Consider the following 26,099-nt stretch of genomic DNA (forward strand, 5'->3'; position numbering starts at 1 on the left):
TAATGACTTTAGTGCTTTGTGTACCACAATCGATACTCGCGTAGAGCGCCATGCGTTTTATCCGTGGTCAAAAAATGTTTGCGATCTTGCCCTGGTTATAAACCCCCATAGTATGACGAAAAATACCCATTAACCTGAAATGTATCAGCGCCACCGGGACATGAATGCAAAGACGGAATACCAGAAAATACATCATCGCATCCATCATCAATAATAGTATTTTCCTCATATTTCAGTTCCCGTTTTCAGGAACAACCTCTTCAATAACTCTCATGTCACCCAAGATAGCAAAAAAAATATCTCTGTTTTATCTCACAGGATAGGGATTTTTCATTTTCATACTTATTATCCTATAAAAGCTATAATTAACCCGCGTGTTATCCCATAATATAATGGATATAACGCTGCTTAATTGAGTTTATTCTCATTCTCATAACCTGACTGATAACCATTCTCTTTTTTATCAATCCAATCAAGCACGGTTTATTTATTATTTAATTAATTGAAAAATAGTATAAATTTAAAAAATATAACAGTTCTATATTGTGCTGAATTATCCTAATAATAACTAAACAGATAATTTGCTATCACTTTGTGGAAATAAAAACAATATTTTTTTAAAAAAACACCAATATGTTTAGGTTTAGTTTATATATTGTATGTTTTTTATGTTGCAGGCCAGTTTTTATGACTGATTTGTCTTGTGCAAAAAGTGCTATAGAATAAAAAATGTCTTGATTTAAGATAAAACTGTTTAGAAAATCGCCCTGGTTAGGAAATGATCTGCTCGGTGAGGGCATTTATTTATTGCGGCGGATCTTGTCGGTGTTCTCTTATTTACTGCCCGGTTAACGGCCTGCTCTGAAATATCTGAATCCGTTTTTTGTTCCTGAAATTTATAGGGCGTGACCCTCATGCCTTGCGTTTTTTTTATTGCTGAGGAGCCGATTATGGCCCAGAGTTTTCAAAACGAAATCCCCAAATCGCGTATTAATATTAAATTAGATTTACACACCGGCGGTGCACAGAAAAAAATTGAATTACCGCTGAAATTATTGGTGATGGGCGATTACAGTCATGGGCGGGAACAGCGTCCGCTCTCGGAAAGAGGAAAAGTGTCTATTAATAAAAACAATTTTGACAGCGTGATGGCTGAATTCAGCCCCGCCGTTAATCTGACGGTTCAAAATACCCGGGCTGAAAATGGCGGCGAAGAAAATATCGCCCTCACTTTCCAGCAAATAAAGGATTTCGAGCCTGAGCACGTGGCCCGCCAAATTCCCCAACTGCGGGCGCTGCTTTCGATGCGTAATTTACTGCGCGATTTGAAATCCAATTTATTGGACAACAGCACGTTTCGCCGTGAATTTGAGCGCATTCTCAAAGACGAGGCCCTCAGTGATGAACTGCGTGCTGAACTGGCTGCATTAGCGCCAAAAACTATCTGATGATAACGGTATTTAAGTCAGGAGAAATAAATGACTGTGCAAGAACAAGCCGCTGCGGCGGCGGTCACCACGACCTACGCTGAGGGTAGTGTCTATCAATCATTGTTTGAGAAAATCCATTTACAGCCAGTCGAACAGCTGAGCGACATTGAATTCTTTCAACATAGTGACGCGCTGGCTGATGTCACGGCGGATGAGCGGGTGACCGCCGCCGTCCGTGTTTTTCTCAATCTGCTGAAAACCTCAGCACAAAAAGTCGAGCGGCTGGACAAAACCTTGTTGGACCACCATATCGGTGAGCTGGACCACCAAATCAGCCGCCAGTTGGATGTGGTGATGCATCATCCAGAATTCCAGCGAATCGAATCTGCCTGGCGTGGCCTGAAATGTTTGGTTGACCGGACGGATTTTCGTCAGAATGTCAGCATCGAAGTCCTGGATGTGACCAAGGAAGATTTACGGCAGGATTTTGATGATGCGCCGGAAATTATCCAAAGTGGTTTTTATCACCATACTTACATTCAGGAATACGATACGCCGGGCGGGGAACCTATTGGCTCGGTGATTGCCAATTACGAATTTGATGCCGGCTCGCAGGATATTGCCTTGTTGCGCAATATTGCCAAAGTATCAGCTGCGGCGCATATGCCTTTCATTGGCGCTGTCGGACCGGCTTTTTTTGGTAAAAAAACCATGGAAGAAGTGGCGGCGATTAAAGACATCGGCAGCTACTTTGACCGCGCTGAATATATCAAGTGGCAAGCGTTCCGCGACAGTGATGATGCCCGCTATATCGGTCTGACGATGCCGCGTGTGTTGGGGCGTCTGCCCTATGGCCCGGATACCGTGCCGGTACGCACGTTTAACTATGTCGAAGAGGTCGCCGGGCCGGATCACGATAAATATTTGTGGACCAACGCCGCGTTTGCGTTTGCCGCCAATCTGGTCAGGAGCTTTGTCAGCAATGGCTGGTGTGTGCAGATCCGCGGGCCGAAGGCGGGAGGCGCGGTCACGGATTTACCGATCCATCTCTACGATCTGGGGACCGGTAATCAGGTCAAAATTCCGTCAGAAGTGATGATCCCAGAAACCCGCGAATTTGAATTTGCCAATCTGGGTTTTATGCCGCTCTCGTACTACAAAAACCGCGATTACGCCTGCTTCTTTTCAGCCAACTCTGCGCAAAAACCGGCGTTGTACGACACGCATGAAGCCACAGCCAACAGCCGTATCAATGCGCGTCTGCCCTATATTTTTCTGCTGTCACGGATTTCCCACTATTTGAAGTTAATCCAGCGGGAGAACATCGGCACCACCAAGGACAGGCGTCTGCTCGAAATTGAGTTGAACAACTGGATCAACACATTGGTGACCGAAATGACCGATCCTTCTGACGATTTACAGGCCTCTTACCCGTTGCGCGAAGCGCGCGTCATTGTTGAAGATATTGACGACAACCCCGGTTTCTTCCGGGTCCGGTTGTACGCAGTGCCCCATTTTCAGGTGGAAGGACTGGACGTCAATCTGTCCCTGGTTTCTCAGATGCCGAAAGCCAAGGGGTAACAACATGAACATTGATCGTCCGCTATGGGTGACGGGCACTATCCTGTCGCCCCAACAGTTTCAGCAACAGGCCCGCTGGGAGGCGTATACCCATGAATGCGTTGCCCGACTTGGGGGGCTGCATCCCTGGGGCGTGCTGACCGCCACGTTTGACAAAGCGATGCTGGCGTTGGGGCAGTTGAAAGCCGATCACCTGTGTGTGCGCTTTGCTGACGGATCGCTGATTGATACCGATCAGGCGGATCGCTTACCCCCGGTGCTGGAACTGGCGACGGTTGTGCCGGCAGGTACGCAACAGGTCACCGTCTTGCTGGCCTTGCCGCACATGTATGCCAATGGGGGGAATTGCCTTAAACCCGATGAACAGGCTGACCGCCCGGTGCGTTACCGACAGGAGTGGGTGCCGGTACAGGATGAATTCAGTGACCGCAGTGAGTCCATGGCAGTGGCCCGTTATGCCGTGTCGCTGCGCTTTGATGGGATGGAAAACAGCCAGTATCTCACCTGTCCCGTTGCCCGTCTGGTGCGTGACGCCCAGGGAAACTGGGCTTTTGATGAACAGTTTGTGCCGCCGTTACTGCGGTTGAGTGCGAATGCAGGGCTGATGGACCGGCTCGATCGGTTGCTGACGCAGTTGCGGGCCAAACAGGCCCGGTTGATGGGCATGCGCCGTGAGAGTAACGAACGGATGGCGGATTTTGCTGTGGCGGACGTCTCGTTGTTTTGGCTGCTCAATGCGCTGAACAGCTATGAGCCGGTACTGCGTGATTTTCGGGCGTACGCGGAGGTGCATCCGGCGCTGTTTTATCGTGAAGCGGTCAGGCTGGCGGGCAGTTTGCTGACTTTTTCCCTGGACCATGACGTGGGGGGGATTCCGCGTTATCAGCACGATAACCTGACGGCGGTGTTACCGCCGCTGTTTGACTTGCTGAGTGAGTTACTGGAAATCAGCCTGCCGTCGCGGATGGTAGCAATTGAGCTGACGAAATTAGGGGAACAGCAATGGATCGGCACCCTCTATGATGCGCGTTTACGTGAAGCGGCGGATTTTTATCTTTCGGTTCGCGCTTCAATCCCGGCGCATCAGTTGCAGACCCGGTTCCCGTTGTTATGTAAAGCCGGGGCGCCGGATGAAGTTAACCAGATGATTAACCGGGCGCTGACCGGTATCCCGTTGGTGGCACTGAACCAGGTCCCAGCGGCGGTCCCGTTGCGGTTGGAGAACCAATATTTTGCCCTTGATCTGACCCATCCGTCCGCGAAAACCATGCTGGAGGCAGGTACTTGTGCCTTCTACGTGCCCAGTGTGCTGGACGGTATTCAACTTGAACTGTTTGCGGTGCTGAGGACATGAATCGATCACACTTACTCGCTAAAAAATCGCCACTGGATATTGATGCCCTGTTGCAAAACAGCTACTTACTGGTCACTGAACTGCGCCAGGGCGTGCCAGTGGATCAGGGGAGCATGGTATGGCAACACTGTATCGACGAGATAGAACAGACGCAGGAGGCGCTGTCTGCTGCCGGTGTCAGTGACGCCGCAAGGGGACACATCCGTTATGCTTTGTGTGCGCTGTTGGATGAAACCGTCTTAAAACGGGCGCCGGACGAGGGCTATGCGGCCTGGCGCGTGGCCTCGTTGCAGGCTCATTTTTTTGATTCTGCGGCGGCGGGTGACCAGTTGTTTGCGCGAATGAACGCGGTGTTGAATGAACCGGCCCCGGATCTGGCGGTCCTGACCTGTTTTCACCGGGTGTTGATGCTGGGATTCCAGGGGGATTACCGGGAGGACACGTCATTGATACGTGAACAACTGATAACCCGCTTAAGTCAACACATCTTACCTTTCGACAGTTTTCAGCCCTCGCCTGTGCTGGTCAGAACCTTACCGTCTTGTGCCTGGCTGCGTGCCATTGGCGGTCCACTGATCATGACGATAATCGTGCTGACCGGTGTCTGGTGGGGATTGGGGCAGTATCTGATCACGCTGCTGCCGGGGTGGGCACAATGAGTGTGATGTTGCGACGGGCGCTATGGGGATGGGCAGCCGGGTTAGGGCTGTTGCTCTGTCTGGTCTGGCTCCCCTTATCTCCGGTGGGTCGGTGGGCGAGTGGAGCTATTGTCCTGCTCTTCACGCTGGTCGGACTGTGTTATACCGAGCGATCCCGGCGATGGAAACACCTTGACAGCCTGTCCAGCCTGTCGGCAGCGCTGCCACCGGACAGTGATCGTCGCCCAGTGGTGCTGGTTTGTGGTCACGTCCAAGACAGCCTGTTTGGTGATGAACGGTGGCGTCAGACGCCGAAGGGCTACTGGTTATGCTTACCATCAGGAACCGCATTGTCTGATGGGGTGGTAAGCCTGCTGGCTGCCCGGCCCGCCTGGGGCAGCCAATTGAGCGTGATGGCCGTCATCAACCCGCAACAGTACCGGGATGAGGTAGCCCTGGCCGGTTGGGTGCGGGAACTGCGCTGGCAGCTTTCTCAGGTACGTCGCCGCCAAGGTATCCCATTACCTTTAGTGCTGACCGGTTACTTAGCCGGGGCGTCCCAACGTCCTGATTCACCGTGGTTTGTGTGGCAGGCAGGTCAAAACACCGTTACGGTCTGGCGCAAGGGCGTCTCGGGTCAACCGCTGACGGATTGGTTAGGCGAGGGCAGCGTGGCGGAACAGGCCGCCCGTTTTCAGTGTGGGGTTGAGCTGACCAGCTGGGCTGACTGGATGCAGGCGTGCGTACTACCCGCTTGCCTGACCCCTGAATATGACTTGCCGCCTTGTCCGCCTCAGGCGATGGCGCTGACCTTTGTCCCGGCATTACCGCAGAGATTAACTAGTCATCTCTGGCAACAGTGGTTGCAAACCAAAACGGCGCTCAACAGGGCCGGTGACCCGGTAAGTTCACCGGATACCGGGGTACCGGTATTGCCCTTCCCGGACCCGGTATTGCCTCTGTTACCCGTGAAGTCATGGCAGACTGCTGGGCAACGGGCTCTGAGGGTGGCATTGGGGCTGTTTATGCTGGCGGGGATGACCGCGCTGGGCTGTTCGGCCTGGCATAACCGGCAAGGGTTGCGTCAGGTGGACGATGACTGGCAGCACTATCACGCTGTCGCTATGACGGATGAGCGCGGCAAAGCGCAGGCGGTGGCAGTATTGCGGGACGATGCCGGTCGTCTTGAAGAGTATTACCGTAACGGCGTGCCGTGGCGTCTGGGATTGGGGCTGTATCAGGGGGAGCGATTACGTCTGCCGTTACAGGCGGCAATTGCCGGTTACCACCCTGAACATCAGGAAAAAAAACCGGTGACGACTGCGTTACCGCAGACGATCAGCCTGAATAGCCTGGCTCTGTTTGATGTGGGACAGGCGACACTGAAACCCGGCTCGACCCCAGTATTAATCAATGCGTTGATCAATATCCGCGCTAAACCGGGCTGGATAATTTTAATCACCGGCTATACCGATGCGACCGGTAATGCCGCGAAAAACCAGGCACTGTCACTGGCGCGGGCCGAAGCCGTCCGTGACTGGCTATTACAGACTGGCGGGCTGTCGCCTGCCTGCTTCACCGTACAAGGCGACGGGGCGACACGACCGATCGCGACGAATACCACCGCGGCAGGGCGTGCCGCTAATCGCAGAGTTGAAATCCGTCTGATACCGAACGCAGTCGCCTGTCCGCGACCGCAGTCGGTGCCGGGCGTTTCAGCAACAACGTCGCCGATACCGGCGACATCATTGACACAACAACAGGAGTAAATTTATGGCGATCCCCGCTTATTTGTGGTTGAAAGATGACGGCGGTGCCGACATCAAAGGGTCTGTGGATGTTCAGGACCGGGAAGGCAGTATTGAAATTGTGGCGTTAGAACATGATTTGTATATCCCGACCGACAACAATACCGGCAAGCTGACCGGGACCCGCGTGCACGCGCCGCTGGTGTTCACCAAAGAGGTTGATGCCTCGACCCCGTATTTGTATAAGGCGGTCACCAGCGGTCAGACCCTGAAATCGGCGGAAATCAAGTGGTACAAAATTGATGATGCCGGTCAGGAGAAAGAATATTTCAACACCAAACTGGATAACGTGAAGGTGGTGAAAGTGGCGCCGCTGATGCATGACATCAAAGATCCGGCCAAAGAGAAGCACAACCATCTGGAACGCGTTGAGTTCCGCTACGAAAAAATCACCTGGACTTACAAAGACGGCAACGTCATTCACTCCGATTCCTGGAGTGAACGTTCGACGGCGTAACGTCCGCGGTTTTTTTATTTTTTATCGTTTATAGGCGGGTGGGGCCGTTGGCCCCACCTGGGACAAAAACACCCGAAATAATGAAGAATCATGACCTTATGGGCCTCGGTATACGGCTATGGGCGGTAGCGTATCCGGTGTCACCACAGAGGAACAAGATGGAGGCAAATTGTCATGGAAAATCAAGCTATTTTACTTCGCCGGTTAAATCCCTATTGTGCGCAGGCACTGGCGGCAGCGGCCACTTTATGCCAGACACGGGTTCATGCGGAGATCACCGTAGAGCACTGGTTACTCAAACTGCTTGAAGGCGGTGAGGGCGATATCACGGTGATTGCCCGGCATTATGCGTGGGATATGAATGCGCTGTGGCAGTCGCTATTGACGCGAATTAATGGCCTGCCCCACCGTATTCATCGACGTCCCCGATTATCGGCCCCGCTGTGTGAGCTATTACAGATAGCCTGGGCGGTGGCGACGCAGGAAGCGGGCAATGAATCGATTCGTTCCGTGCACCTTTTACAGGGCCTGAGCGGTCAGCTCGCCGGGGAGTGGGCGAGTGATGCGTGGCTGTTACCCCGTTTGAGTGTGACGCAACTGCAACGCTTGCGCCCGCTGTTGGATCACCACTCAGACGAGTGCCCGGAGAAACCGGTTACGGCGCGTTTGACTGAGTCAGGATCGGCTGTTGACCTAGCGGAGACCGCCGCAGATAACCCCGAGTCCAATCCTCACGCGTTATCATCGGCTTTGCAAAACGTGTTGGATAAATTCACGCTGGATATCACGGCCCGCGCCGCTGAAGGCGGCATTGATCCGGTCTTTGGTCGTGATAATGAAATTCGCCAGATGATCGACATTTTATCGCGTCGGCGTAAAAACAACCCGATCCTGGTGGGCGAGCCGGGTGTGGGGAAAACCGCGTTGGTGGAAGGACTGGCGCTGCGGATTGCCGAAGGCGATGTCCCGGCCAGCTTGAAAACGGTCAGTGTGCGGGCGCTGGATCTGGGCCTGTTGCAGGCGGGCGCAGGGGTGAAAGGCGAATTTGAGCAACGGCTGAAAAACGTGATTGACGCTGTCCGGCAATCGTCCACCCCCATCTTACTGTTTATTGATGAAGCCCACACCTTGATTGGCGCCGGTAATCAGGCAGGCGGCGCAGACGCCGCTAACTTACTGAAACCCGCGTTAGCCCGGGGGGAATTGCGGACTATCGCGGCGACCACCTGGTCGGAGTACAAACGCTATTTTGAACAGGATGCCGCGCTGGAGCGCCGTTTCCAGCGGATTAACGTTGATGAGCCGGATGATGAAACCGCTTGCCTGATGTTGCGCGGGCTGAAAGCGCGTTATGCCCACCACCACGGTGTCCATATTCTTGATAGTGCGGTACAGGCGGCGGTGACACTCTCCCGTCGTTACCTGGCTGGGCGTCAGCTGCCGGATAAAGCGGTGGATCTGCTGGACACTGCCAGTGCCCGGGTGCGCATGAGCTTAGAGACTTCACCGGTATCGCTGACACAGTTAAAAACCGAGCGGGATTCGCTGGCGATGGAACGGCAGGCGATTGAAGCCGATCAAAATGTGTTGCCAGGTGAAGAGGTTACCCGTCTGGATGCCATCGCGGCCCGGTGGGCAGTGGTGGCGGATCAGACGGCTCAACTGACTGAACAATATCAACGGGAAAAGGCGCTGGCTGAGCGTATTCTCGCGCAGCGTCAACATTCACCTCAAACGCCGGAACTGAAGGCGGATTTGGCGGCGTTACAAGGAGCTGAACCGCTGCTCTCACTGCATGTTGATGTTCGCATGGTTGCCACCGTGGTGGCCGACTGGACGGGCGTCCCGTTAAGCAGTGTGTTGAAAGACGAACAAACGGGCTTGCTCCGTTTGGAACAGCATTTGGGCGAACGGGTGATAGGTCAGGAGACGGCGCTGTGGGACATTGCTCAACGTTTACGGGCAGCTAAAACGGGTCTGACGCCGGAACACGGTCCACTGGGGGTTTTCCTGTTGGTTGGGCCAAGTGGGGTAGGGAAAACTGAAACCGCACGGGCATTAGCGGATAGCCTGTTTGGCGGGGAACGTTCACTGATCACCCTCAATTTGTCGGAATACCAGGAGCCGCACACGGTTTCCCAGTTGAAAGGGGCTCCACCGGGTTATGTGGGTTATGGGCACGGCGGGGTATTAACCGAGGCGGTCCGTAAACGTCCTTACAGCGTGGTGCTGTTGGATGAAGTGGAAAAAGCCCATCGTGACGTGCTTAACCTGTTCTATCAGGTATTTGATCGCGGTTTTATGCGTGACGGTGAAGGGCGGGAGATCGATTTTCGTCATACCGTGATGGTGATGACGTCGAATCTGGGCAGTGATCAATTGATGGCGCTATTGACGCAACAACCTGACGCCCCGAATGCCGCGCTGCATGAGCTGTTACATCCTGTGCTGCGGGATCACTTCCAGCCCGCTTTGCTGGCCCGCTTTCAGACGGTGATTTACCGCCCGTTACCGGCTGAGGCACTCAGACGTATTGTGGACATCAAACTGGGGCAGGTGACCCGGCGACTCAATACCCATTATGGCCTGACCTGTCAGGTGGAAAACGCCCTCTGTGACACACTGGTCAGCGCCTGCCTGCTGCCGGACAGCGGTGCCCGCAATATCGACAGTCTGCTCAACCAGCAAATCTTGCCGGTGTTATCACAGGCGCTGCTGGAACGTTTGGTCCATCACCCTAAACCGGCCGGGGTGATATTGGGTGCCGATGAAACCGGCGAGATCACCCTGCTATTTACTGAAACAGAGAAAACGGAGAGCCCGTCATGAACAACGCAACCCCGGCGATCATCTTTGATCACAGCCGCTACAAACTGACCGTGTGGAAGAATACCGCGCCACTGGATGTGGTGGCGTTTAACGGGCAGGAGTCTTTAAGCCGGCCTTTTCGTTACACCATTGAATTCACCAGCCCGGTGAAGGATATCGAACCGGCGCAGATGTTGATGCGGGACGCCTCATTTACCCTGACGTCGCCCGCGATTAATCCGGGCATGCGGGGGATGCCGGTGATACCGCCGGCACCGTTGCGCACGATCTACGGCGTGATCAGCGGGTTTAAGCTGCTGTCTACCTCGCGGGATGAAAGCCGTTATGAAGTGACCCTGGAGCCGCGGCTGGTTCTGCTGTCGAGAAGTCACCAATCCGCCCTTTATCAGAAGATGTCGGTACCGGAAATCGTGGAAAAAATCCTGCGTGAACGTCACGGTTTTCGCGGGCAGGATTTCTTATTCACCCTGGCGTACCCCTACCCGAAGCGGGAGCAGGTGATGCAATACGGTGAAGATGACTTGCGTTTTATACAGCGACTGCTGGCCGAAGTGGGGATCTGGTACAAACTGACCGCGGACGACCGGCTGAAAATTGATGTGGTGGAGTTTTACGACGATCAGCGTTACTACCAGTTTAATGTCTACATGCCGGCCCGCAATCCGTCGGGTATGCACGACGGGGAGGAAGATGCGGTGTGGGGCATGGAAACCGCACATCAGGTGGTGGAAGGGAAAGTCATGACCCGCGATTATGATTACCGTGACGCCTTGCCGCAATACGGTATGGATGCCGAAGTGGATGTGACGCGGGGCGATGAGACCCTGTATGGCGAAGCGTACCATTATCTGGATAACTACCGGGTGCTGGGCAACCGTTACGATCTGGATCCGGCAGTGGAAAGCGGGGTGTTTTATTCCCGACTGCACCATGAACGTTACCTGAATCGACACACTCAACTGCGGGGGTTGACGACTTCCGCGACGCTGTTACCGGGCCAGGAGTTGAAAGTCAAAGGCGAAGCCCCGGCAGCCTTCCGTCAAGGCGCGGTGATAACCGGTATTCGCAGCAGTGCGCGCCGGGATAAAAGTTTTGAAATGGCGTTTACCGCTATTCCCTACGCGGAAAACGTCTGTTTTCGGCCAGAAATCATCCCCAAACCGCGGATAGCGGGCACATTGCCGGCCAGGGTCAGCAGCACCGAAGTGAACGACCCGTACGGGGATATTGATAAAGACGGGTTGTATAAAGTGGCGTTTGACTTTGACCGGGCGGAATGGCCGCAGGGAGGGGAAAGCTTGTGGGTACGTTTAGCTCGCCCTTACGCGGGTGACACCTACGGTTTTCACTGGCCGTTGCTGGCAGGCACGGAGGTGGCGATCGCGTTTGAAGGGGGCGACCCGGATCGGCCTTATATCGCCCATGCGCTGCACGACTCGAAACACCCCGATCACGTCACCCTGTACAACTACAAACGCAATGTCCTGCGTACCCCGGCGAATAACAAACTGCGGATGGATGACGAACGCGGTCGTGAGCATATCAAACTCAGTACCGACTACGGCGGTAAGAGCCAGCTCAATCTGGGGCATCTGGTGGACAGTCAGCGACCACACCCGGATAAACGGGGCGAGGGTTTTGAGCTGCGTACTGATGACTGGGGCGCGATTCGGGCTGGTAAGGGGTTGTTTATCAGTGCGGATAAACAGGCCAACGCGGGGGGAGACGTGTTTTATCAGTGCGGATAAACAGGCCAACGCGGGGGGAGACGTGTTGGCAATGCAGGCGGCAATCGGTCAGTTACAACAGGCGCAGGCGTTAACCGAAGCATTACGGGGTGCGGCTGAAACCGCCAAAGCTGAATTAGCGGATTTGCAGCAACAGAAAACGTTACTGAGTGACACGTTAACCGAACTGAGAAAATCGGCACTGTTACTTTCCGCACCCGAGGGTATCGCTCAGACGACGGCGAAAAGTCTCCAGCTTTCCGCGGGGGAAAATATTATCGCCACCAGTGGGAAAAATACCGATTTCAGTGTGCTGAAAAAATTCACGGTGGCTGCCGGAGGGATGATCAGCCTGTTTGCCGAAAAACTGGGGATCAAACTGTTTGCCAGCCGAGGCCGGATAGATATTCAGGCACAGGGTGATGCAATGGGGCTGGAAGCGCTGAAAGATATCACGGTGAGCAGCCATGAGGGCAAAGTGATTATCAGTGCCAAAGAGGAGATTTTATTGGCTTGTGGTGGGGGATATATCCGTATTGGCAATGGGCAGGTGGAAAGTGGGGCGCCCAATAACATTATCCAGCGGGCGGCGGTGTGGCAAAAATTTGGTGGACAGAGTTTTAATCAGATGGCTTCCCAACGTGAGACAACGGATTTTTCTATCACGCCGCAGGTGCTCTGGCCTTTTGATGATTCACCGGTGAACAATCAAAGCAGCCTTTTGCACAATCAGGACAATAGTCAGCAGCCTTCGACAACCGGCTCGGATGGTAAGGTGACCAAACAGCAGCAATTAGGGGTGGAAGCAATGAAGTTCTATTTAAAAGAAGGTAAGGAGTAATGATGGCCGATTCATCAGAAAAAATGGTTGTTCAGCCTGTTTATGACGAGCATGGCAGGTTGTATTACCCGTTAGTTAATGCGCCCAGTGAAAAGAACCTGACGGCAATTTGCTATAAGGTGCCAAACCGGGTTATCCCGGTGATTTTTCTGCCGGGGGTAATGGGGAGTAACTTACAAGCAGAAAATGGTGATTCAGTCTGGAATGTCGATGGCCTTGGAAGCCTGTGGGAGTGGATGATAAATGGCGCAGAGACGCGAAAAAAGTTGCTTGATCCAGAGAATACAGAAGTTGATTCACGGGGAAGGGTGGATGACAACGATAAAGAGGGCCCTAAATTTCCCTCACGGAAAGAGCGGGGTTGGGGGCAGGTAGCTTATATGAGTTACGGTGAATTTCTGTCCTGGCTTCAGGCGGCGCTGGATGACCAGGATGAGTTATTGCACAACCGGTTGAATAAGACGGGGAAGCAGACACTGCGTCAGCAACTGGAGTTGATGGATCTACAGGCTGAGATGGGGGAAGAAAAGCTCTCGTTGAATGAGATTAAGCTGAGTTATCAGTATCAGTTTCCAGTCCATGCGATGGGGTATAACTGGCTTCAGTCTAATGTAGAGTCGGCAAAAAATCTGGCTGACTATATTGGTAAAATTGTGAAAGATTATAAACGGCGTGGTCAGCCCTGTGAGAAAGTGATCTTGGTGACCCATTCAATGGGGGGATTGGTCGCTCGTCATTGTTCAGAAGTACTGGGGAAACGCAACGACATTCTGGGTATTGTCCACGGAGTAATGCCAACCTATGGCTCGCCAATGGCTTATAAACGGATGAAAGCAGGTGAAAATGGCATTGTTGGGCTGGTGATTGGTATAGATGGTGCCCAGCTCACTCCAGTGATGGCGCAATCACCGGGACCACTCCAGTTATTGCCCGGTCTGAGATATGGCACCGGATGGTTGCAAATTAAAGATGGTAGGACACTCTACACCTTACCGAAACGTGATCCTTATGAAGAAATCTATTTGCAGCGTGATAAATGGTGGGGGTTATGCGAAGAACGTCTGATTAACCCGGCTAATGAGAAACAAAACCCGGCGATAATGCAGGCAGACTGGGATAAATATCATGATACGTTGTCAACAAAAGTCCGGCCTTTTATCGAAGGATTAAATGGCCGCTACCACAGCAATACCTATGCCTTTTATGGTAACAGTATGAAATACCGCTCTTATGGCGTAGTGCGTTGGGTAGTGCGTACTCAGGTTAACCGGGGAGATGACCCCGGGCTGGCATTTAATAGCCCGGTATACGACCCGTATAATAATCATTTTGCAGGGACGCGTATGGTGGGGTATTCCACTGAACCAAACAAACCCAATGATCATAGTCATTTAAAAGCTTTTGCTATTGCAGACCCGCAACAGCCCGGCGATGGCACTGTGCCGGTTGAAAGCGGCAAGTTTGCTGCCAGTGGCCTGCATTCGTTACTGGGTGTCGAAGTTGATCATGAAGGCGCTTATAAAACGGATAACACCGAAGATACTCGCTGGTTTACCCTGCGAGCGATTATCAAAATAGCGCAATCTGTTAAACAAACATCTCTGGCCTATCCTGATGAATAGAAAAAAAGTACTGGTTATTGCAATTGTCAGCCTGCTTGTGCTGGTGTTTTACGGGGTGTGGCACTGGTTACAGCCCTATCCCCCACATACTGTGTTAAATCAAAAGGAACAATTAGCTGTGGATCAATTATTAGCAAACTTACAAACCCGTTGTATTGGTCGGTATCTGGTTGATCTGCCAGCCAACTACAACAACACAGTGGAGGCGGCTCGGGTGAATGATAATCGGGTAGAAACCCGCCTGCTCTATCCGCCTGCCTTTGAACAGCGTATTCAATTACGGGAAGACGCGTTACGGCAGATGAAGACGTCATATCCCATTGATATGCCCTATCTAAAGAATATTTACCGCTTACCGCAGGGGATGAAGGGGATTATTTTCGAGCGTATGGAGGACCAAAGTGTCCCGGATGTAGTTCGGGTATTGGAAGCCCATCTGTACAGTAATGGCGTGGCAATAAAAGTGGAAATGAAAGCAAAGGATGGTTCAGCGGCACGTTATGACAAGGATAGGCAGACTGAACCGACTGTTTATACCAATACCGTGCCAGCAAAACTGGCCGAGTTGAAAGACTTATTATCCCGTATACAGGGACGTAAAGAGACGGAAATACCCACTACCGCCGGAAACTGTATTCCTCATGCATTTATTGCCGATAATAAAAAGGATAAAGAAGATATAGGCTTATTGTATAAAGCGAACCCGGATAATTACCTGAATGTTAGAATGAGTACTAATAATTATATCCGTGAAAAAGACAGTATGCTGGAACGCTTTGGCGTAATTGAAGCCATGTTGTCCCGAGGGAAGGCTTTGCGCAAAGGGGCGCGGAAAATAAATGGGCAGGATACTGAAGAGCTATTACTGTCGGGCCGTCAACCGAACAATGATAATCCTCGTTATCTGTTTACATTACGGGTCAATGAAAAAACGGGAGGGAGAAGGACACCGGTATTTAATTTGGCGGTAGTCAATGATGAAGAGACACCGACAGCCTATACCCAGAATGAAATAGTGGCGTTCTGGGATGCCATTAGTCAGACCGTCAGAGTCAGACCCGGTGCTTTTAATTCCCGATAACATGTGTTTTAAATTAAAGCCTTTATAGGGATATAAGGGTTAACTTAATCAAGGTGGATAAAGGCACCAAAATACCAATAGGTATTTTACATTCAGTTATCAGAATGACTCAGGTGATGAAAATTGGGTAAAAAAAGGGTTTGCCGATGTTATTGGCGATGGGGGGGATTCTCTCTGTGAGAGGTCGTTATTTTTAATAATGCATTCATGGGTGGTTCAATGTGATTAAATTTGATTTTTGGGATGTGGTATTAGTCTGTGTTTTTCTTCTTTTCTATTATGCCTGGCCGATCATAATGATTATTGATGGTTATGTCATTTATCGGACGGTTCAATGCATTAAGCGAAAGAAATACAAAGGCCTGCTGTTCTTAATCCCTGTAGTGGTGTTATTGAGTGGGCCGCTTATTTATCTTTTAATTCAGTTTTTAAAGGTATGGGGCCCTTAAGATTAAAGTCAATAATGAGATATCTCGGGATGAAATATTATTTCCTGATATCTGATGGTTTATTTAAGGTTATTTCGATAATCAATAGAGGATATCACAATGTCTGGTATTGTTTGTTTAGGTGATGCCACTGATCGAGGTGGAAAAGTGATCACCGCTTCTTCAACAATGTATTTCGACGGTAAACAGGCCGCTTTGGTGGGTGATCTCATTAATTGTCCGCTAGATGGGCACGGTATTAATCCCATTATTGAGGGGGATAATACCGTTCAGGAAAATGGCCGCGCTGTCGTGGTGCATTATTGTCGCTGCCAGTGTGGGTGTCGAGTATTGAGTTCAATGCCTCATAACCAAGTTGAGTCATCGTCATGAGCTGGCCTATTCCTGAAATTCCCCGTCTTCATGTCGTGGCGCCGGTGCGTTATGGGGTGTGGGGGATGATTTTATTGCTGATGCTGGCGGTGGGCACAGGTATGGCGCTTGTGCTGAGAGAAACCCCCGATTTATTGCAGGTCGTACTGTATGGCAGTTTACCGGCCTTTTTCGGCTGGATGCTGTTATTCGGTGCGGTACTAAACCGCTATGAGCGATTTTGTACTACGGCGCAAGCCTGGGAAGCCGCCAGTGCGGAAACCCGTTTCCAGTGGCAGCAATGGAGCAGAAAGCAATTGGCGGTGGTCGGCAACTTTATTCTGACGCCAGAACCGCAGGGCATAGCTCCCTTGTTGGGTAAACCGAAAGATATTCCGGCTTTTCCCGATGCCGGACGGGCGCTGTTTGTGCCATCAACGGATATCCGGCAGTTATTGGCGAAAGTTGATGATAAGTTTGAGCAACAGTGTTCAGGGTATCGCTCGCTTTTATGCACCATTTATCTTGCTGGCGCCCCTTCAATGGATTTGTCTCATCATCAAGAGTGTGTGCAACAACAGTGGAGTTTGGTTCCCACTCAAATAGAGAGCAGGGAGGTAATAACGTCATTGTACGACAAAGCGGCTTTTGAGGGGCTGATACTGGTTATCGCCTGCCAGTGCTGGCCTGCCAAAGGCGGTAAAGAAGTGTACAGCGAATTTTTGTCTGCTCAGTTACTTTCCTCAACGGCATTTGCCGCCCAGAAAAAGTTAAACGTTCTGGCGGGTATGGGAAGGGCGCTGCCATCATTACCCGGGGAAATAAAGAAAGATTTCAGAATGTTGTTTGAGTATAACCGCATTGCCAAAAACAGTATGCAGCACCTCTGGATGACGGGGGTTTCTCAAAACGTGCTGACTGAACTGATGATGGATGGCCGTGATAGCCCATTCCATTTTGCCCCGGAAAATCCTGTGCATTTAATCGACCATACTTTTGGTCCACCGGGGCCGCTGTCTGTGTTTCTGACCTCAGCCATGCTGACGGAGGCCACTGGCCTGACAAATAGCGATCATATCATTATCAATCAATTACCCGAGGGTAACGCTGTACTTTATTTAATGACGAAGGAGTTACATCGATGAACGCGAGTCATGATCATCACTATGGCCTTCGGGGATATGTTTTTATTACGCTGAGTCTTGCCGGAATATTTTTTCTGCTGATTTATTTAAATCAGGCATTGCTTGCAGACAACGGGTTACTGAACCTTGCGTGGTATGCCTATGCCACGTTTTTCCCAGCCATACTGATAGGCTTATTGGGGAGCACGGCATGGGAGTTTATACGGCAGAATAAAGTGCAACAACCATTCCGGCCAGAGACTGCACAAGCTGAAACTCGCCTCAGCCAATCCGCTTTGATACTCAATGATTTAGGCGATCGCCTGCACCGTCGTTACGGGGTGTTCTGGGGGTATAAAGTCCGTATCTTGCTGGTGATGGGCGAGGCGGAGCAGGTAGAGGCGATTGTGCCGGGGTTGACGACGCAACACTGGCTGGAGGGCCATCGTACACTCCTGCTGTGGGGCGGCAGTTTACACACTGAACCCGATGCCGCACAACTGGCGGCCCTGCGTCGTTTGCGCCGTTTCCGTCCGCTTAATGGCATCGTCTGGGCACTGACTGAACAACAAAGCGCCCAGCCGGTCTGGATGGATAACGCTTTACGGATGTTGCAGAAACAGGCCCAGCAGTTGCACTGGCAGGCGCCTGTCTATTTGTGGCAGGTGTGTCACAGTCTCTGGTCACAAGAAGGACGGGTGACTCAGGCGGTGGGGTGCTTTTTGCCGGAACGCTGTACCCCCGATATTGTGGAGGCCCAGCTGCAACAGTTGATTGACCCGATACGCCAGCGGGGGATGCAGCAACTGTTGCCCGAGAATGCCCATGATTTTTTGTATCGGCTGGCCTCCACGCTGGAGAAAAAAGGCATTGACCACTGGCGCAAAGTGTTGACGCCGTGGCTGGCAGAGTACGCTCAGGTCGTGTCGTTGCGTGGCCTGATGTTCAGTCTGCCGCTGGAAGCGACCCCGGATGCAGGACCGCAAAGCTGGTTGCCCGATACCGCCTGGCAGGGGGTATTAGCTGACAGTCGGCACCGGCACGGCAGACGGGTTGGATGGATCCAGAAGCGCAACGTTTATCACGGCCTGATGGCCCTGGCCTTATTGTGGGGGGCGGGCAGTGTGCTTTCCTTTTTTACCAACCGCGACCAGATAGCGGGGATCAACGCGGCAGTGACTGATTTGCAAGCCCGTCCTGAGGCGTCCGACGCCCAGTTGATGGCGTTTAAGGCTCTGCGTAATGAAATGGGCCGGTTGCAGTACCGGGCCGAACACGGTGCCCCCTGGTATCAGCGTTTCGGTTTGAATCAAAATCAGCCGCTATTGACGGCAGTGCTGCCGTATTACACCCGGATGAATAACCGTCTGATACGAGATAAGGCGGCGGCGATATTGCACCAAAAACTGAGCGCCCTGGTGAATCTGCCCCCGGACAGCCCGCAACGGGCTCGCCGGGCGAAAGCCGCGCACAATCAACTCAAAGCGTATCTGATGATGGCCTACCCACAGAAAGCGGATGCCGCGTTTCTAACCCGTATCCTCAGTGAAAATGAACCCCACCGGGCCGGTATTGCCCCCGGCGTGTGGTTGAGTGCGGCAACGGATTTATGGGATTTTTATGCGGAAAATCTGCCCGCCCATCCGGAATGGCGGATTACGCCGGATACGGTGTTGGTCAGTCAGGTGCGCCGGATATTGCTGGAACAGATGGGGCGGCACAATGCGGAAGCCACGCTCTACCAGCAGATGCTGCAATCGGTGGAGAAGGATTATGCCGACCTGACCTTAAGACAAATGACCGGCGACACCGAAGCGGAACGGCTGTTTACCACCCCGCGCGGGGTGCCGGGGATGTTTACCCGTCAGGCGTGGGAAGGGCAGATACAGAAAGCGATTGATAACGCGGTGGCCTCACGCAAGGAAGCGATTGACTGGGTGCTGAGTGATAACCGTCAGGCCGTCTCGGCAGCGGTTTCACCGGCCGAGCTGAAAGCCCGCCTGACCGCCCGTTACTTTACCGATTTCGCCGGGGCCTGGCAGGATTTTCTCAACAGCCTGCGCTGGAATAAAGCGCGTAATCTGGCCGAGGTGACAGACCAGTTAATCCTGATGACGGATGGTCGCCAGTCTCCGCTGATAGCGTTGATGAATACGGTGGCGTACCAGGGGCAGACCGGCCAGCAAGGCCCGGCGTTATCGGCGTCACTGGTGAAATCCGCTAAGGCGTTGTTGAATAAAACATCGGTGCCGGTGATTGACCAACAGGCTGACGAAGTAAACGGACCGATGGACAGCACCTTCGGTCCGTTATTGGCGTTGATGGGGAAAAATAAGGCATCGGATGTAATAACGGCGGACAGCAACCTCAACCTGCAAACCTTTCTGACCCGGGTCACGCAGGTGCGGCTGAAACTGCAACAGATGACCGCCAGTGATGACCCGTTGGAGATGGCAGGAAGGCTGGCACAGACGGTGTTTCAGGGCAAAAGCACGGACCTGACGGAGACGCAGGGCTATGGCAATCTGATGGCGGCCAGTTTGGGTGACCAATGGCGCGGTTTTGGTCAGACGATGTTCGTGCAGCCATTAAACCAGGCGTGGCAGGGGATACTGAAACCGTCTGCGGCCAGCCTGAATGCACAGTGGCAGACGGCGATAGTGGCTAATTGGAATACCGCCTTTGCCGGTCGCTACCCGTTTGCCGGTGGGGAGAGTGATATTTCATTGCCGATGTTGGGGCAGTTTATTCGCCCGGACACCGGGCGCATTGAGCAGTTTTTGACGCGCCAGTTAGGCGGTGTGTTGCATAAAGAGGGCAACCGTTGGGTGCCGGACAGAGTGAACGGTCAGGGGTTGCATGTTAACCCGCGTTTCCTGAAAGCGGTGGATCAGCTCAGTCAGTTATCGGATGTGCTGTTTGCGGACGGTAGTCAGGGACTGCGGTTTGACCTGCGGGCGCGAGCGGCGCGGGATGTGGTGGAAACCGACCTGACGATAGACGGGCAGAAGTTGCGTTACTTTAACCAGATGGAAAGTTGGCAGCGTTTTCGCTGGCCGGGTGAGACCTATAAACCGGGGGTGATGCTGACCTGGACCAGTGTCAATGCGGGTGCGAGGCTGTTCGGTGATTATCCGGGAACCTGGGGGCTCATTCGCTGGTTGGCGCAGGCGAAAGCAGAAAAGTTGGATGAAAGCCGTTACCGGCTGACATTTATTATGCCGGACGGTTTGCCGGTGACCTGGATATTGCGCACGGAAATGGGCAGTGGGCCGCTGGCGTTGTTGAAGCTGCGGGGATTTACGCTGCCGAAAGAGATTTTTGACACGACACCGGGTGATGACTAGGTCATCTCACCGGTCGATGACGATGACCTGACGGAGGGATCATGTTGCAACGATTGATAACAACCTGTCTGGGTGAGCGTGATGTGTTGGCCCTCGCCCGAGAGCAGACCGAACGATGGACGACGTGGTTGTTGCCCATTAGCGCGGAGGCGCCGACCGGGGAGGATCCGGTTCATCACGATGATTTTCAGCGCATGCGTGAGGAGGTCAATAAACTCAGTGGCATTGATACGGCCCTTATCTGTCAATTGGCGGAAAAACTGCTGATGACCCACTGCAAAGATGTGCGCGTGGTGACCTATTACGTCTGGGCGCGTCTGCATCAGGAGGGTGAAAACGGCCTGGCTGAGGGGTTGACGTTGTTAGCCGCGCTGGCGGACCGTTTTGGCGAAGCCTTGCTACCCCATCGGGCAGCCAGCCGTCAGGCCGCACTAGTGTGGCTGGTCGGGAGCAAAATTCAGGCCAGTTTATCCCGCTACCCGGAAGTGAATCGCGCCGATTTTGAGCGCGTGCTGGCCGCACTGGCGTTACTGGAACACGTGTTTGCCACCTGGGACGAGGCGGCTCGTCCAACCCTCGCCGGGCTGGCGGGGCCACTGGAAAACCGTCTGACCCAATCGGGCGGTGTTGACGCGGTGGTGCCGCAAACTATCGCACAGACCGCTTCGGCGAACGGTGACGGGCCGTCACCCGTCGTACGGCCCGTGCAGTCCGGGCGTGATTTGCTGGAACAGGCGCGTGAACTGGCGCGTTATCTGCGTGATCAACCGCAAGGGTGGTTATCCAGTCATCGCCTGATGAAAAGTCTGCGTTGGGATACCGTCCATCAGTTACCGCCACAGGATGCCACCGGACTGACCCGTTTGGTGTCGCCTCGTACTGAATACCGGACGCAGTTGAAACGGCTCTACCGGCAACAAAGTTGGCTTGAATTGTTGGAGCAGGTTGACCGGATGTTTGCGGAAGGGGTTAACCACTTTTGGCTCGATTTACAGTGGTATCTCTGTCAGGCATTAAGCAAATTGGGCCATCCTGATGAAAGTTGGGCGGATATTGTGAAACAGGATCTGAGCATCCTGCTTGGGCGCCTGCCGGGGCTGGAGAATTTAGCTTATAACGACGGCACACCGTTTGCGGATGAGGTGACCGGTCAGTGGATAGCGCGGGACGTGATGGCGGCCCAGGACCACGGGTTACCGGACGCCCCTCCGGCACAGGGTGAGAATGACATCCTGGCGCTGGAAGCGGAGGCGTTACAACTGGCGGACAGTGAAGGTATTGAGGCTGCATTGCGTTGGCTGGGGCAATTGCCGGGGATCATGGGGGTGCGTCCCCGCTGGCTCCTGCGCTTGTTGATGGCGCGGGTGGCAGAGCAGTACGGCAAAAATGAGATGGCGTTGCATCTGCTTGCGGAGCTGGACACCGACGAACCGTTGGGTCTGAGTGATTGGGAACCGGCGCTGATGTTTGAGGTGAAAGCCCGGCAACTTAAGTTGCTGCGGATGAAAGCGCAGCGGGGCGAGCAGGATAAAGCGCTGACGGCACAACGCAGGGAAACATTGCTGGCCGGATTGGTGGCGATTGATCCGGTCAGGGCGGCGGTGTTGTGTGGCTGATTGCCCTGTAACGCGGCATGACAATCTTATCCCTGTTCGACCCGTTTTACCCTCGTCACGGTATTTATTCTGACCCCTTTATTTGAGGACAATCCTATGGATGATTTAATCCTGCGCTACTACGAGGCAGAAATGCGTTACCTGCGTGAAGCAGGCAAAGAGTTTGCAAAAGCCTATCCTGACCGGGCGGCCATGCTCAATCTGGATAGAGTCGGCACACGTGACCCTTATGTGGAGCGTCTGTTTGAAGGTTTTGCCTTTCTGATGGGACGCCTGCGCGAGAAGCTGGATGATGACTTACCAGAGTTGACGGAAGGGTTGGTCAGTTTGCTGTGGCCGCATTACCTGCGCACGATCCCTTCACTGTCCATTGTTGAACTGGGCGCCGATTGGGCACAGCTGAAAAATCCGGTGCAGGTGAAAAAGGGCTTTGAGGTGCTTTCGCAACCAATCGGCCCACAACAGACCCGGTGTCGCTATACCACCACCCAGGCGGTTCAGTTACTGCCTATGGTGTTGACTGACGCCGCCCTTAAGGCTGAACCGGATGGCCGTTCCGTCATTCGCTTGCGGTTTGAGTGTGGAACCTTGGTGGACTGGCGTCAAATTGATTTGAGTCGTTTGCCGCTGTATCTGAGTGCGGACAGCCCGCTGGCCTGTGCGTTACATCGGGCATTGACACTTCAGACGCAACAGCTTTATTTGCGTCTGCCCGGCCAGCCTGATCGTCAGTCGTTTGACGGCGTATTCTCACCGCAGGGATTTGATGATGAAGAAAGGCTGTGGCCGAAAGGGAACAGTGCGTTCAGTGGTTATCAACTGCTGCTGGAGTATTTTACCTTCCGCGAGAAATTTATGTTTGTCGCGCTTTGTGGGCTGGAAAAGCTGACTATCCCTGCGGGAACGCCGTGGTTTGAACTGGATGTGGTGTTGAGTGAAAGCTGGCCTTGTGAATTGCCGTTTTCGGCGGCGCATATCCGTTTGCATTGCACCCCGGTGATTAATCTGTTTCCGCTGGAATCTGACCCGCTGCGGCTGTCACCGCTGAAAACCGAGTATTTGCTGCGTCCGATGCGCCTTCAGGACGGGCATATCGAGATTTATTCGGTGGATGCGGTGGTGTCCTCGAAACGCAGTGAGCACCGGTTGTATGTGCCCTTCAGTAGTTTTCGCCACAAAGGTGGCATGTTGCGCCATGACGCGCCGGAGCGTTATTACCATACCCGGGTGAAACGGGGGCCGTCAGGTTTGTATGACACCTGGCTTATCCTGGGTGGGGAGGCGGTTGATAATGATGAATCGCGTGAAGAAGAAAATCTGTCACTCACCCTGACGGGCACTAACGGCCAACTGCCCCGCCGGGCATTGCAGGAGACGTTGCTGGATACGGCTGTCTTTTCGTCTTTGGCCGGACTGACCGTGCGGAATCTGTGTGAACCAACATTGCCGTGTTATCCGCCAAACCGGGATCGTTTTCACTGGCGGGTACTCAGTCATCTCGGCTCCCATTTCCTCAGTTTGATGGATAACCCGGAAGTGTTGCGCGGCACGCTGGCCCTGTATGACTGGACCGATGACGAGATGAACTATCGCCGTCTGGCGGCCATTGTGGCGGTAAAACATTCGCTGATCGAGCGGTTTGAGCAGGGGTGTCTGCAACGGGGGGTGCATATTGAAGTCACGCTGGACAGTGATGGCTTCTCAGGGACCGGGGATATCTGTCTGTTCGGCGAGATGCTCAGTCGCTTTTTTGCCTTGTATACCGATATCCATCTGTTTAACCGGCTCACGCTGATCTTACAACCCACAGGGGAACGTTTGTTATGGCAAGAGAAACACAGTCAGTGCATTCCCGGCTGATGTCCATATTGAAGGCCGATATTTCGTCGCTTAATTTCTATCAATTCTGTCAGGTCATTGAGCGCACAGTCCCTGACCGGCCACCACTGGGCAGTACGGATAATCCCGCCGATGACGTGATACGTTTCCGGCCCCATCCGGGGATGGGGTTCCCTATCGGTGAACTGAAAGCGATGGAAGCGGACCGCGAATACCCGGATCGCCCCCCGACAGTCAGAACCACCTTTATGGGGCTGTACGGGGTGGATTCGCCGTTGCCGACTGTTTACCTGAACGATATCGCTCAGCACCGGGAAGGGCATGAAGCCACAGAAGCCTTTCTGGATATGTTTAACCACCGGATGATGACCCAGTATTACCGTATCTGGCGTAAATATTCCTACCCGGCGACGTTTGCCGCCGGGGGAAGCGACAGGACATCGCAGTGTTTGCTGGGGCTGATTGGCTTAGGCATCCCGGGCAGCCAGCAGCAGATTAGCACGCCGGCATCCCGTTTTCTAGAGCTGCTCAGTGTCATGCGTCTGCCGACCCGGACGGCGGAAGGGGTATCGGCGCTGGTGACGTTGCTGGCGCCGCAGACCCGTGTCGTGGTAACGCCATCCTGCCCGCGGCGGATTCATCTGCTGCAACCGGCCGGTTTTTCAGATACGCAGCGGATTTCTCTGTCGCAACGTACCGTGCTGGGCAGGAGCGGTACGGATATCAACAGTCAGTTATTGCTGGCGCTGCATACGGATTGCCCGGAGGAGGCGCGTGGCTGGCTGCCGGGCGGGCAGCCTGTTCAACTGGGGCTGACCGGGGTGTTAGGGTTGAAGAATGAAGAAAATCAGGTGGCAATACCTGACAAGATGACGGTGAGTCTGGGGGATTATCAGGGGATACCGTCGGACAATCATCAAAACACAGGAGGACACTATGTTAACTACCCCTTTTTATAAAACGGTGCCGATGATAGCGGCAATCACCTTACTGCTGACCGGCTGTGGGCTGACGCAGACGGTAACGGAGGGCACGGTATCCGTCACCCAGTCCCTTTTTCATCGACAGGTGAAAACATTGCGGCTGGATTTTACGCCCCGGGCTGCGGTCAACACGGAGGATGGGGAAAGTGTTGCCTTGTCCGTCCCTGCGTTGATCCGGGTCTATCAGTTGCGGGATAACAACGTGATAGCAAAGGCGGATTATGCGGATGTGTTGGATAACGGCGACCGTGTACTCAGCGCCGATTGTCTGGCGAGCCGGGAAGTGGTGGTCAAACCGGGCGGCCAGGCTTCTCTTAATATGCCGATGGCGGCGCAGGCAAAATATGTGGCGGTGGTGGGGCTGTTCCGAAGTCCCGATTTAGCCGGGGCGACTTGGCGCACCATCATCAGGCGCAATGAATTGTTGCCGGATAAACCCCGCACCATTGAGTTGCATGCCGGTGGCCTGACGTTGTTGCCGGAAAAGGAGTGAGTGTATGAAAAAGAAAACCAACAAGCCTTCCCTGTATGAACGTCTTTTCAGCAGCTTTAGCGGCGGTTTGGATGTGCATCAGGTCAGTGAAGAAAATCAGGTGATTTTGTCGGTACTGGACAATATGCAGCGTATCCTCAATTGCCGGGCGGGTTCGCTGACCCATCTGCCGGATTACGGCCTGCCTGATCTCAGCACTATCCTGCAAGGATTACCCGCGTCGTCACAGCGCTTGATTGCGACGATTGAACACACGCTGTTGACTTATGAACCCCGCTTGAAGCAGGTCAGTGTCACGTTATTGCCGGAGATTGAGCCGGCGCATTTGTGTTATGACATCAACGCCGAACTGAAAGGGGTGGGGCTGGTGCGTTTTAGCACGGAATTTGTCCCGGAAGGGAAAGTCTTGATCCGTCATCTGCGCCAGCAAGGACGGATAGATTAATCGGCGGTGGGGGCTCTATTTTACCGACGCGTTCTGTTGTCCCGCCGCGTTAATCACGCTGACTTTAGCAACAAACTTGAGGGA

At 53.3% G+C, this 26,099-nt stretch carries 18 protein-coding genes and 1 pseudogene; 18 read left to right on the forward strand and 1 reads right to left on the reverse strand.

What is annotated here, in order from left to right; translation table 11 throughout:
- Window positions 1-67: 67 nt before the first annotated feature.
- The gene (locus C5470_RS14200) at window positions 68-229 is read right to left on the reverse strand and encodes a hypothetical protein (protein ID WP_166290158.1); all 162 of its coding nucleotides are present in this window, start codon (window positions 227-229) and stop codon (window positions 68-70) included.
- Between the two features lie 721 nt (window positions 230-950).
- Here C5470_RS14200 and tssB point away from each other — a divergent pair.
- From tssB to tssE, 18 genes and pseudogenes are all read left to right on the forward strand, one after another.
- The gene (tssB, locus tag C5470_RS14205) at window positions 951-1,448 is read left to right on the forward strand and encodes a type VI secretion system contractile sheath small subunit (RefSeq protein ID WP_207626998.1); all 498 of its coding nucleotides are present in this window, start codon (window positions 951-953) and stop codon (window positions 1,446-1,448) included.
- A 30-nt stretch (window positions 1,449-1,478) separates the two neighbouring features.
- Window positions 1,479-3,011 (forward strand): type VI secretion system contractile sheath large subunit, encoded by a 1,533-nt coding sequence (tssC, locus tag C5470_RS14210; protein ID WP_166290160.1) that lies wholly within the window; start codon window positions 1,479-1,481, stop codon window positions 3,009-3,011.
- Between the two features lie 4 nt (window positions 3,012-3,015).
- Complete coding sequence (gene tssK / locus C5470_RS14215) at window positions 3,016-4,365, forward strand: type VI secretion system baseplate subunit TssK (RefSeq protein ID WP_166290162.1); 1,350 nt, start codon at window positions 3,016-3,018, stop codon at window positions 4,363-4,365.
- Complete coding sequence (gene tssL / locus C5470_RS14220) at window positions 4,362-5,024, forward strand: type VI secretion system protein TssL, short form (RefSeq protein WP_132356198.1); 663 nt, start codon at window positions 4,362-4,364, stop codon at window positions 5,022-5,024. Before tssK ends, tssL begins: the two co-directional genes overlap by 4 nt.
- Window positions 5,021-6,772: an OmpA family protein gene (locus C5470_RS14225; protein ID WP_166290164.1), complete on the forward strand. Its 1,752-nt coding sequence runs from the start codon at window positions 5,021-5,023 to the stop codon at window positions 6,770-6,772. The genes tssL and C5470_RS14225 overlap by 4 nt, the downstream gene beginning before the upstream one ends.
- 4 nt (window positions 6,773-6,776) lie before the next feature.
- Window positions 6,777-7,268, forward strand: a complete 492-nt coding sequence (locus C5470_RS14230) for an Hcp family type VI secretion system effector (RefSeq protein ID WP_112879657.1) — start codon at window positions 6,777-6,779, stop codon at window positions 7,266-7,268.
- A 174-nt stretch (window positions 7,269-7,442) separates the two neighbouring features.
- Complete coding sequence (gene tssH, locus C5470_RS14235; protein WP_166290166.1) at window positions 7,443-10,097, forward strand: type VI secretion system ATPase TssH; 2,655 nt, start codon at window positions 7,443-7,445, stop codon at window positions 10,095-10,097.
- Window positions 10,094-12,665 (forward strand): annotated as a pseudogene (locus C5470_RS14240) (type VI secretion system Vgr family protein). The gene tssH and the pseudogene C5470_RS14240 overlap by 4 nt, the downstream one beginning before the upstream one ends.
- Window positions 12,665-14,287, forward strand: coding sequence for an esterase/lipase family protein (locus tag C5470_RS14245; RefSeq protein ID WP_242688006.1), 1,623 nt, complete (start codon window positions 12,665-12,667; stop codon window positions 14,285-14,287). The pseudogene C5470_RS14240 and the gene C5470_RS14245 overlap by 1 nt, the downstream one beginning before the upstream one ends.
- The gene (locus C5470_RS14250) at window positions 14,280-15,368 is read left to right on the forward strand and encodes a T6SS immunity protein Tli4 family protein (protein WP_166290168.1); all 1,089 of its coding nucleotides are present in this window, start codon (window positions 14,280-14,282) and stop codon (window positions 15,366-15,368) included. The genes C5470_RS14245 and C5470_RS14250 overlap by 8 nt, the downstream gene beginning before the upstream one ends.
- A 548-nt stretch (window positions 15,369-15,916) precedes the next feature.
- Window positions 15,917-16,189 (forward strand): PAAR domain-containing protein, encoded by a 273-nt coding sequence (locus C5470_RS14255; protein ID WP_132356423.1) that lies wholly within the window; start codon window positions 15,917-15,919, stop codon window positions 16,187-16,189.
- Window positions 16,186-17,313 carry a hypothetical protein gene (locus C5470_RS14260; RefSeq protein ID WP_166290170.1) on the forward strand — a complete coding sequence of 376 codons (1,128 nt, stop codon included), beginning with the start codon at window positions 16,186-16,188 and terminating at the stop codon, window positions 17,311-17,313. The genes C5470_RS14255 and C5470_RS14260 overlap by 4 nt, the downstream gene beginning before the upstream one ends.
- Window positions 17,310-20,639 (forward strand): ImcF-related family protein, encoded by a 3,330-nt coding sequence (locus tag C5470_RS14265; protein WP_166290172.1) that lies wholly within the window; start codon window positions 17,310-17,312, stop codon window positions 20,637-20,639. Before C5470_RS14260 ends, C5470_RS14265 begins: the two co-directional genes overlap by 4 nt.
- Before the next feature lie 41 nt (window positions 20,640-20,680).
- Entirely contained in the window at window positions 20,681-22,255 is a 1,575-nt protein-coding gene (tssA, locus tag C5470_RS14270; RefSeq protein WP_166290174.1) for a type VI secretion system protein TssA, read from the forward strand.
- Window positions 22,256-22,351: 96 nt separating this feature from the next.
- A complete protein-coding gene (tssF, locus tag C5470_RS14275) occupies window positions 22,352-24,115 on the forward strand; it encodes a type VI secretion system baseplate subunit TssF (protein ID WP_166290176.1) in 1,764 nt (587 codons plus the stop codon).
- Window positions 24,079-25,053, forward strand: coding sequence for a type VI secretion system baseplate subunit TssG (gene tssG, locus C5470_RS14280; protein ID WP_166290178.1), 975 nt, complete (start codon window positions 24,079-24,081; stop codon window positions 25,051-25,053). The genes tssF and tssG overlap by 37 nt, the downstream gene beginning before the upstream one ends.
- The gene (tssJ, locus tag C5470_RS14285; RefSeq protein WP_166290180.1) at window positions 25,031-25,570 is read left to right on the forward strand and encodes a type VI secretion system lipoprotein TssJ; all 540 of its coding nucleotides are present in this window, start codon (window positions 25,031-25,033) and stop codon (window positions 25,568-25,570) included. Before tssG ends, tssJ begins: the two co-directional genes overlap by 23 nt.
- A 4-nt stretch (window positions 25,571-25,574) precedes the next feature.
- Entirely contained in the window at window positions 25,575-26,015 is a 441-nt protein-coding gene (gene tssE / locus C5470_RS14290) for a type VI secretion system baseplate subunit TssE (protein ID WP_166290182.1), read from the forward strand.
- Window positions 26,016-26,099: the final 84 nt, after the last annotated feature.

The sequence above is a fragment of the Photorhabdus stackebrandtii genome, assembly GCF_011189495.1.
Lineage (GTDB): Bacteria > Pseudomonadota > Gammaproteobacteria > Enterobacterales > Enterobacteriaceae > Photorhabdus > Photorhabdus khanii.

Excerpts from the sequence above, each read along its gene's own strand:
- C5470_RS14200 (WP_166290158.1), bottom strand. The coding sequence starts at position 229 with ATGAGGAAAATACTATTATTGATGATGGATGCGATGATGTATTTTCTG.
- tssB (WP_207626998.1), top strand. The coding sequence starts at position 951 with ATGGCCCAGAGTTTTCAAAACGAAATCCCCAAATCGCGTATTAATATT.
- tssC (WP_166290160.1), top strand. The coding sequence starts at position 1,479 with ATGACTGTGCAAGAACAAGCCGCTGCGGCGGCGGTCACCACGACCTAC.
- tssK (WP_166290162.1), top strand. The coding sequence starts at position 3,016 with ATGAACATTGATCGTCCGCTATGGGTGACGGGCACTATCCTGTCGCCC.
- tssL (WP_132356198.1), top strand. The coding sequence starts at position 4,362 with ATGAATCGATCACACTTACTCGCTAAAAAATCGCCACTGGATATTGAT.
- C5470_RS14225 (WP_166290164.1), top strand. The coding sequence starts at position 5,021 with ATGAGTGTGATGTTGCGACGGGCGCTATGGGGATGGGCAGCCGGGTTA.
- C5470_RS14230 (WP_112879657.1), top strand. The coding sequence starts at position 6,777 with ATGGCGATCCCCGCTTATTTGTGGTTGAAAGATGACGGCGGTGCCGAC.
- tssH (WP_166290166.1), top strand. The coding sequence starts at position 7,443 with ATGGAAAATCAAGCTATTTTACTTCGCCGGTTAAATCCCTATTGTGCG.
- C5470_RS14245 (WP_242688006.1), top strand. The coding sequence starts at position 12,665 with ATGATGGCCGATTCATCAGAAAAAATGGTTGTTCAGCCTGTTTATGAC.
- C5470_RS14250 (WP_166290168.1), top strand. The coding sequence starts at position 14,280 with ATGAATAGAAAAAAAGTACTGGTTATTGCAATTGTCAGCCTGCTTGTG.
- C5470_RS14255 (WP_132356423.1), top strand. The coding sequence starts at position 15,917 with ATGTCTGGTATTGTTTGTTTAGGTGATGCCACTGATCGAGGTGGAAAA.
- C5470_RS14260 (WP_166290170.1), top strand. The coding sequence starts at position 16,186 with ATGAGCTGGCCTATTCCTGAAATTCCCCGTCTTCATGTCGTGGCGCCG.
- C5470_RS14265 (WP_166290172.1), top strand. The coding sequence starts at position 17,310 with ATGAACGCGAGTCATGATCATCACTATGGCCTTCGGGGATATGTTTTT.
- tssA (WP_166290174.1), top strand. The coding sequence starts at position 20,681 with ATGTTGCAACGATTGATAACAACCTGTCTGGGTGAGCGTGATGTGTTG.
- tssF (WP_166290176.1), top strand. The coding sequence starts at position 22,352 with ATGGATGATTTAATCCTGCGCTACTACGAGGCAGAAATGCGTTACCTG.
- tssG (WP_166290178.1), top strand. The coding sequence starts at position 24,079 with ATGGCAAGAGAAACACAGTCAGTGCATTCCCGGCTGATGTCCATATTG.
- tssJ (WP_166290180.1), top strand. The coding sequence starts at position 25,031 with ATGTTAACTACCCCTTTTTATAAAACGGTGCCGATGATAGCGGCAATC.
- tssE (WP_166290182.1), top strand. The coding sequence starts at position 25,575 with ATGAAAAAGAAAACCAACAAGCCTTCCCTGTATGAACGTCTTTTCAGC.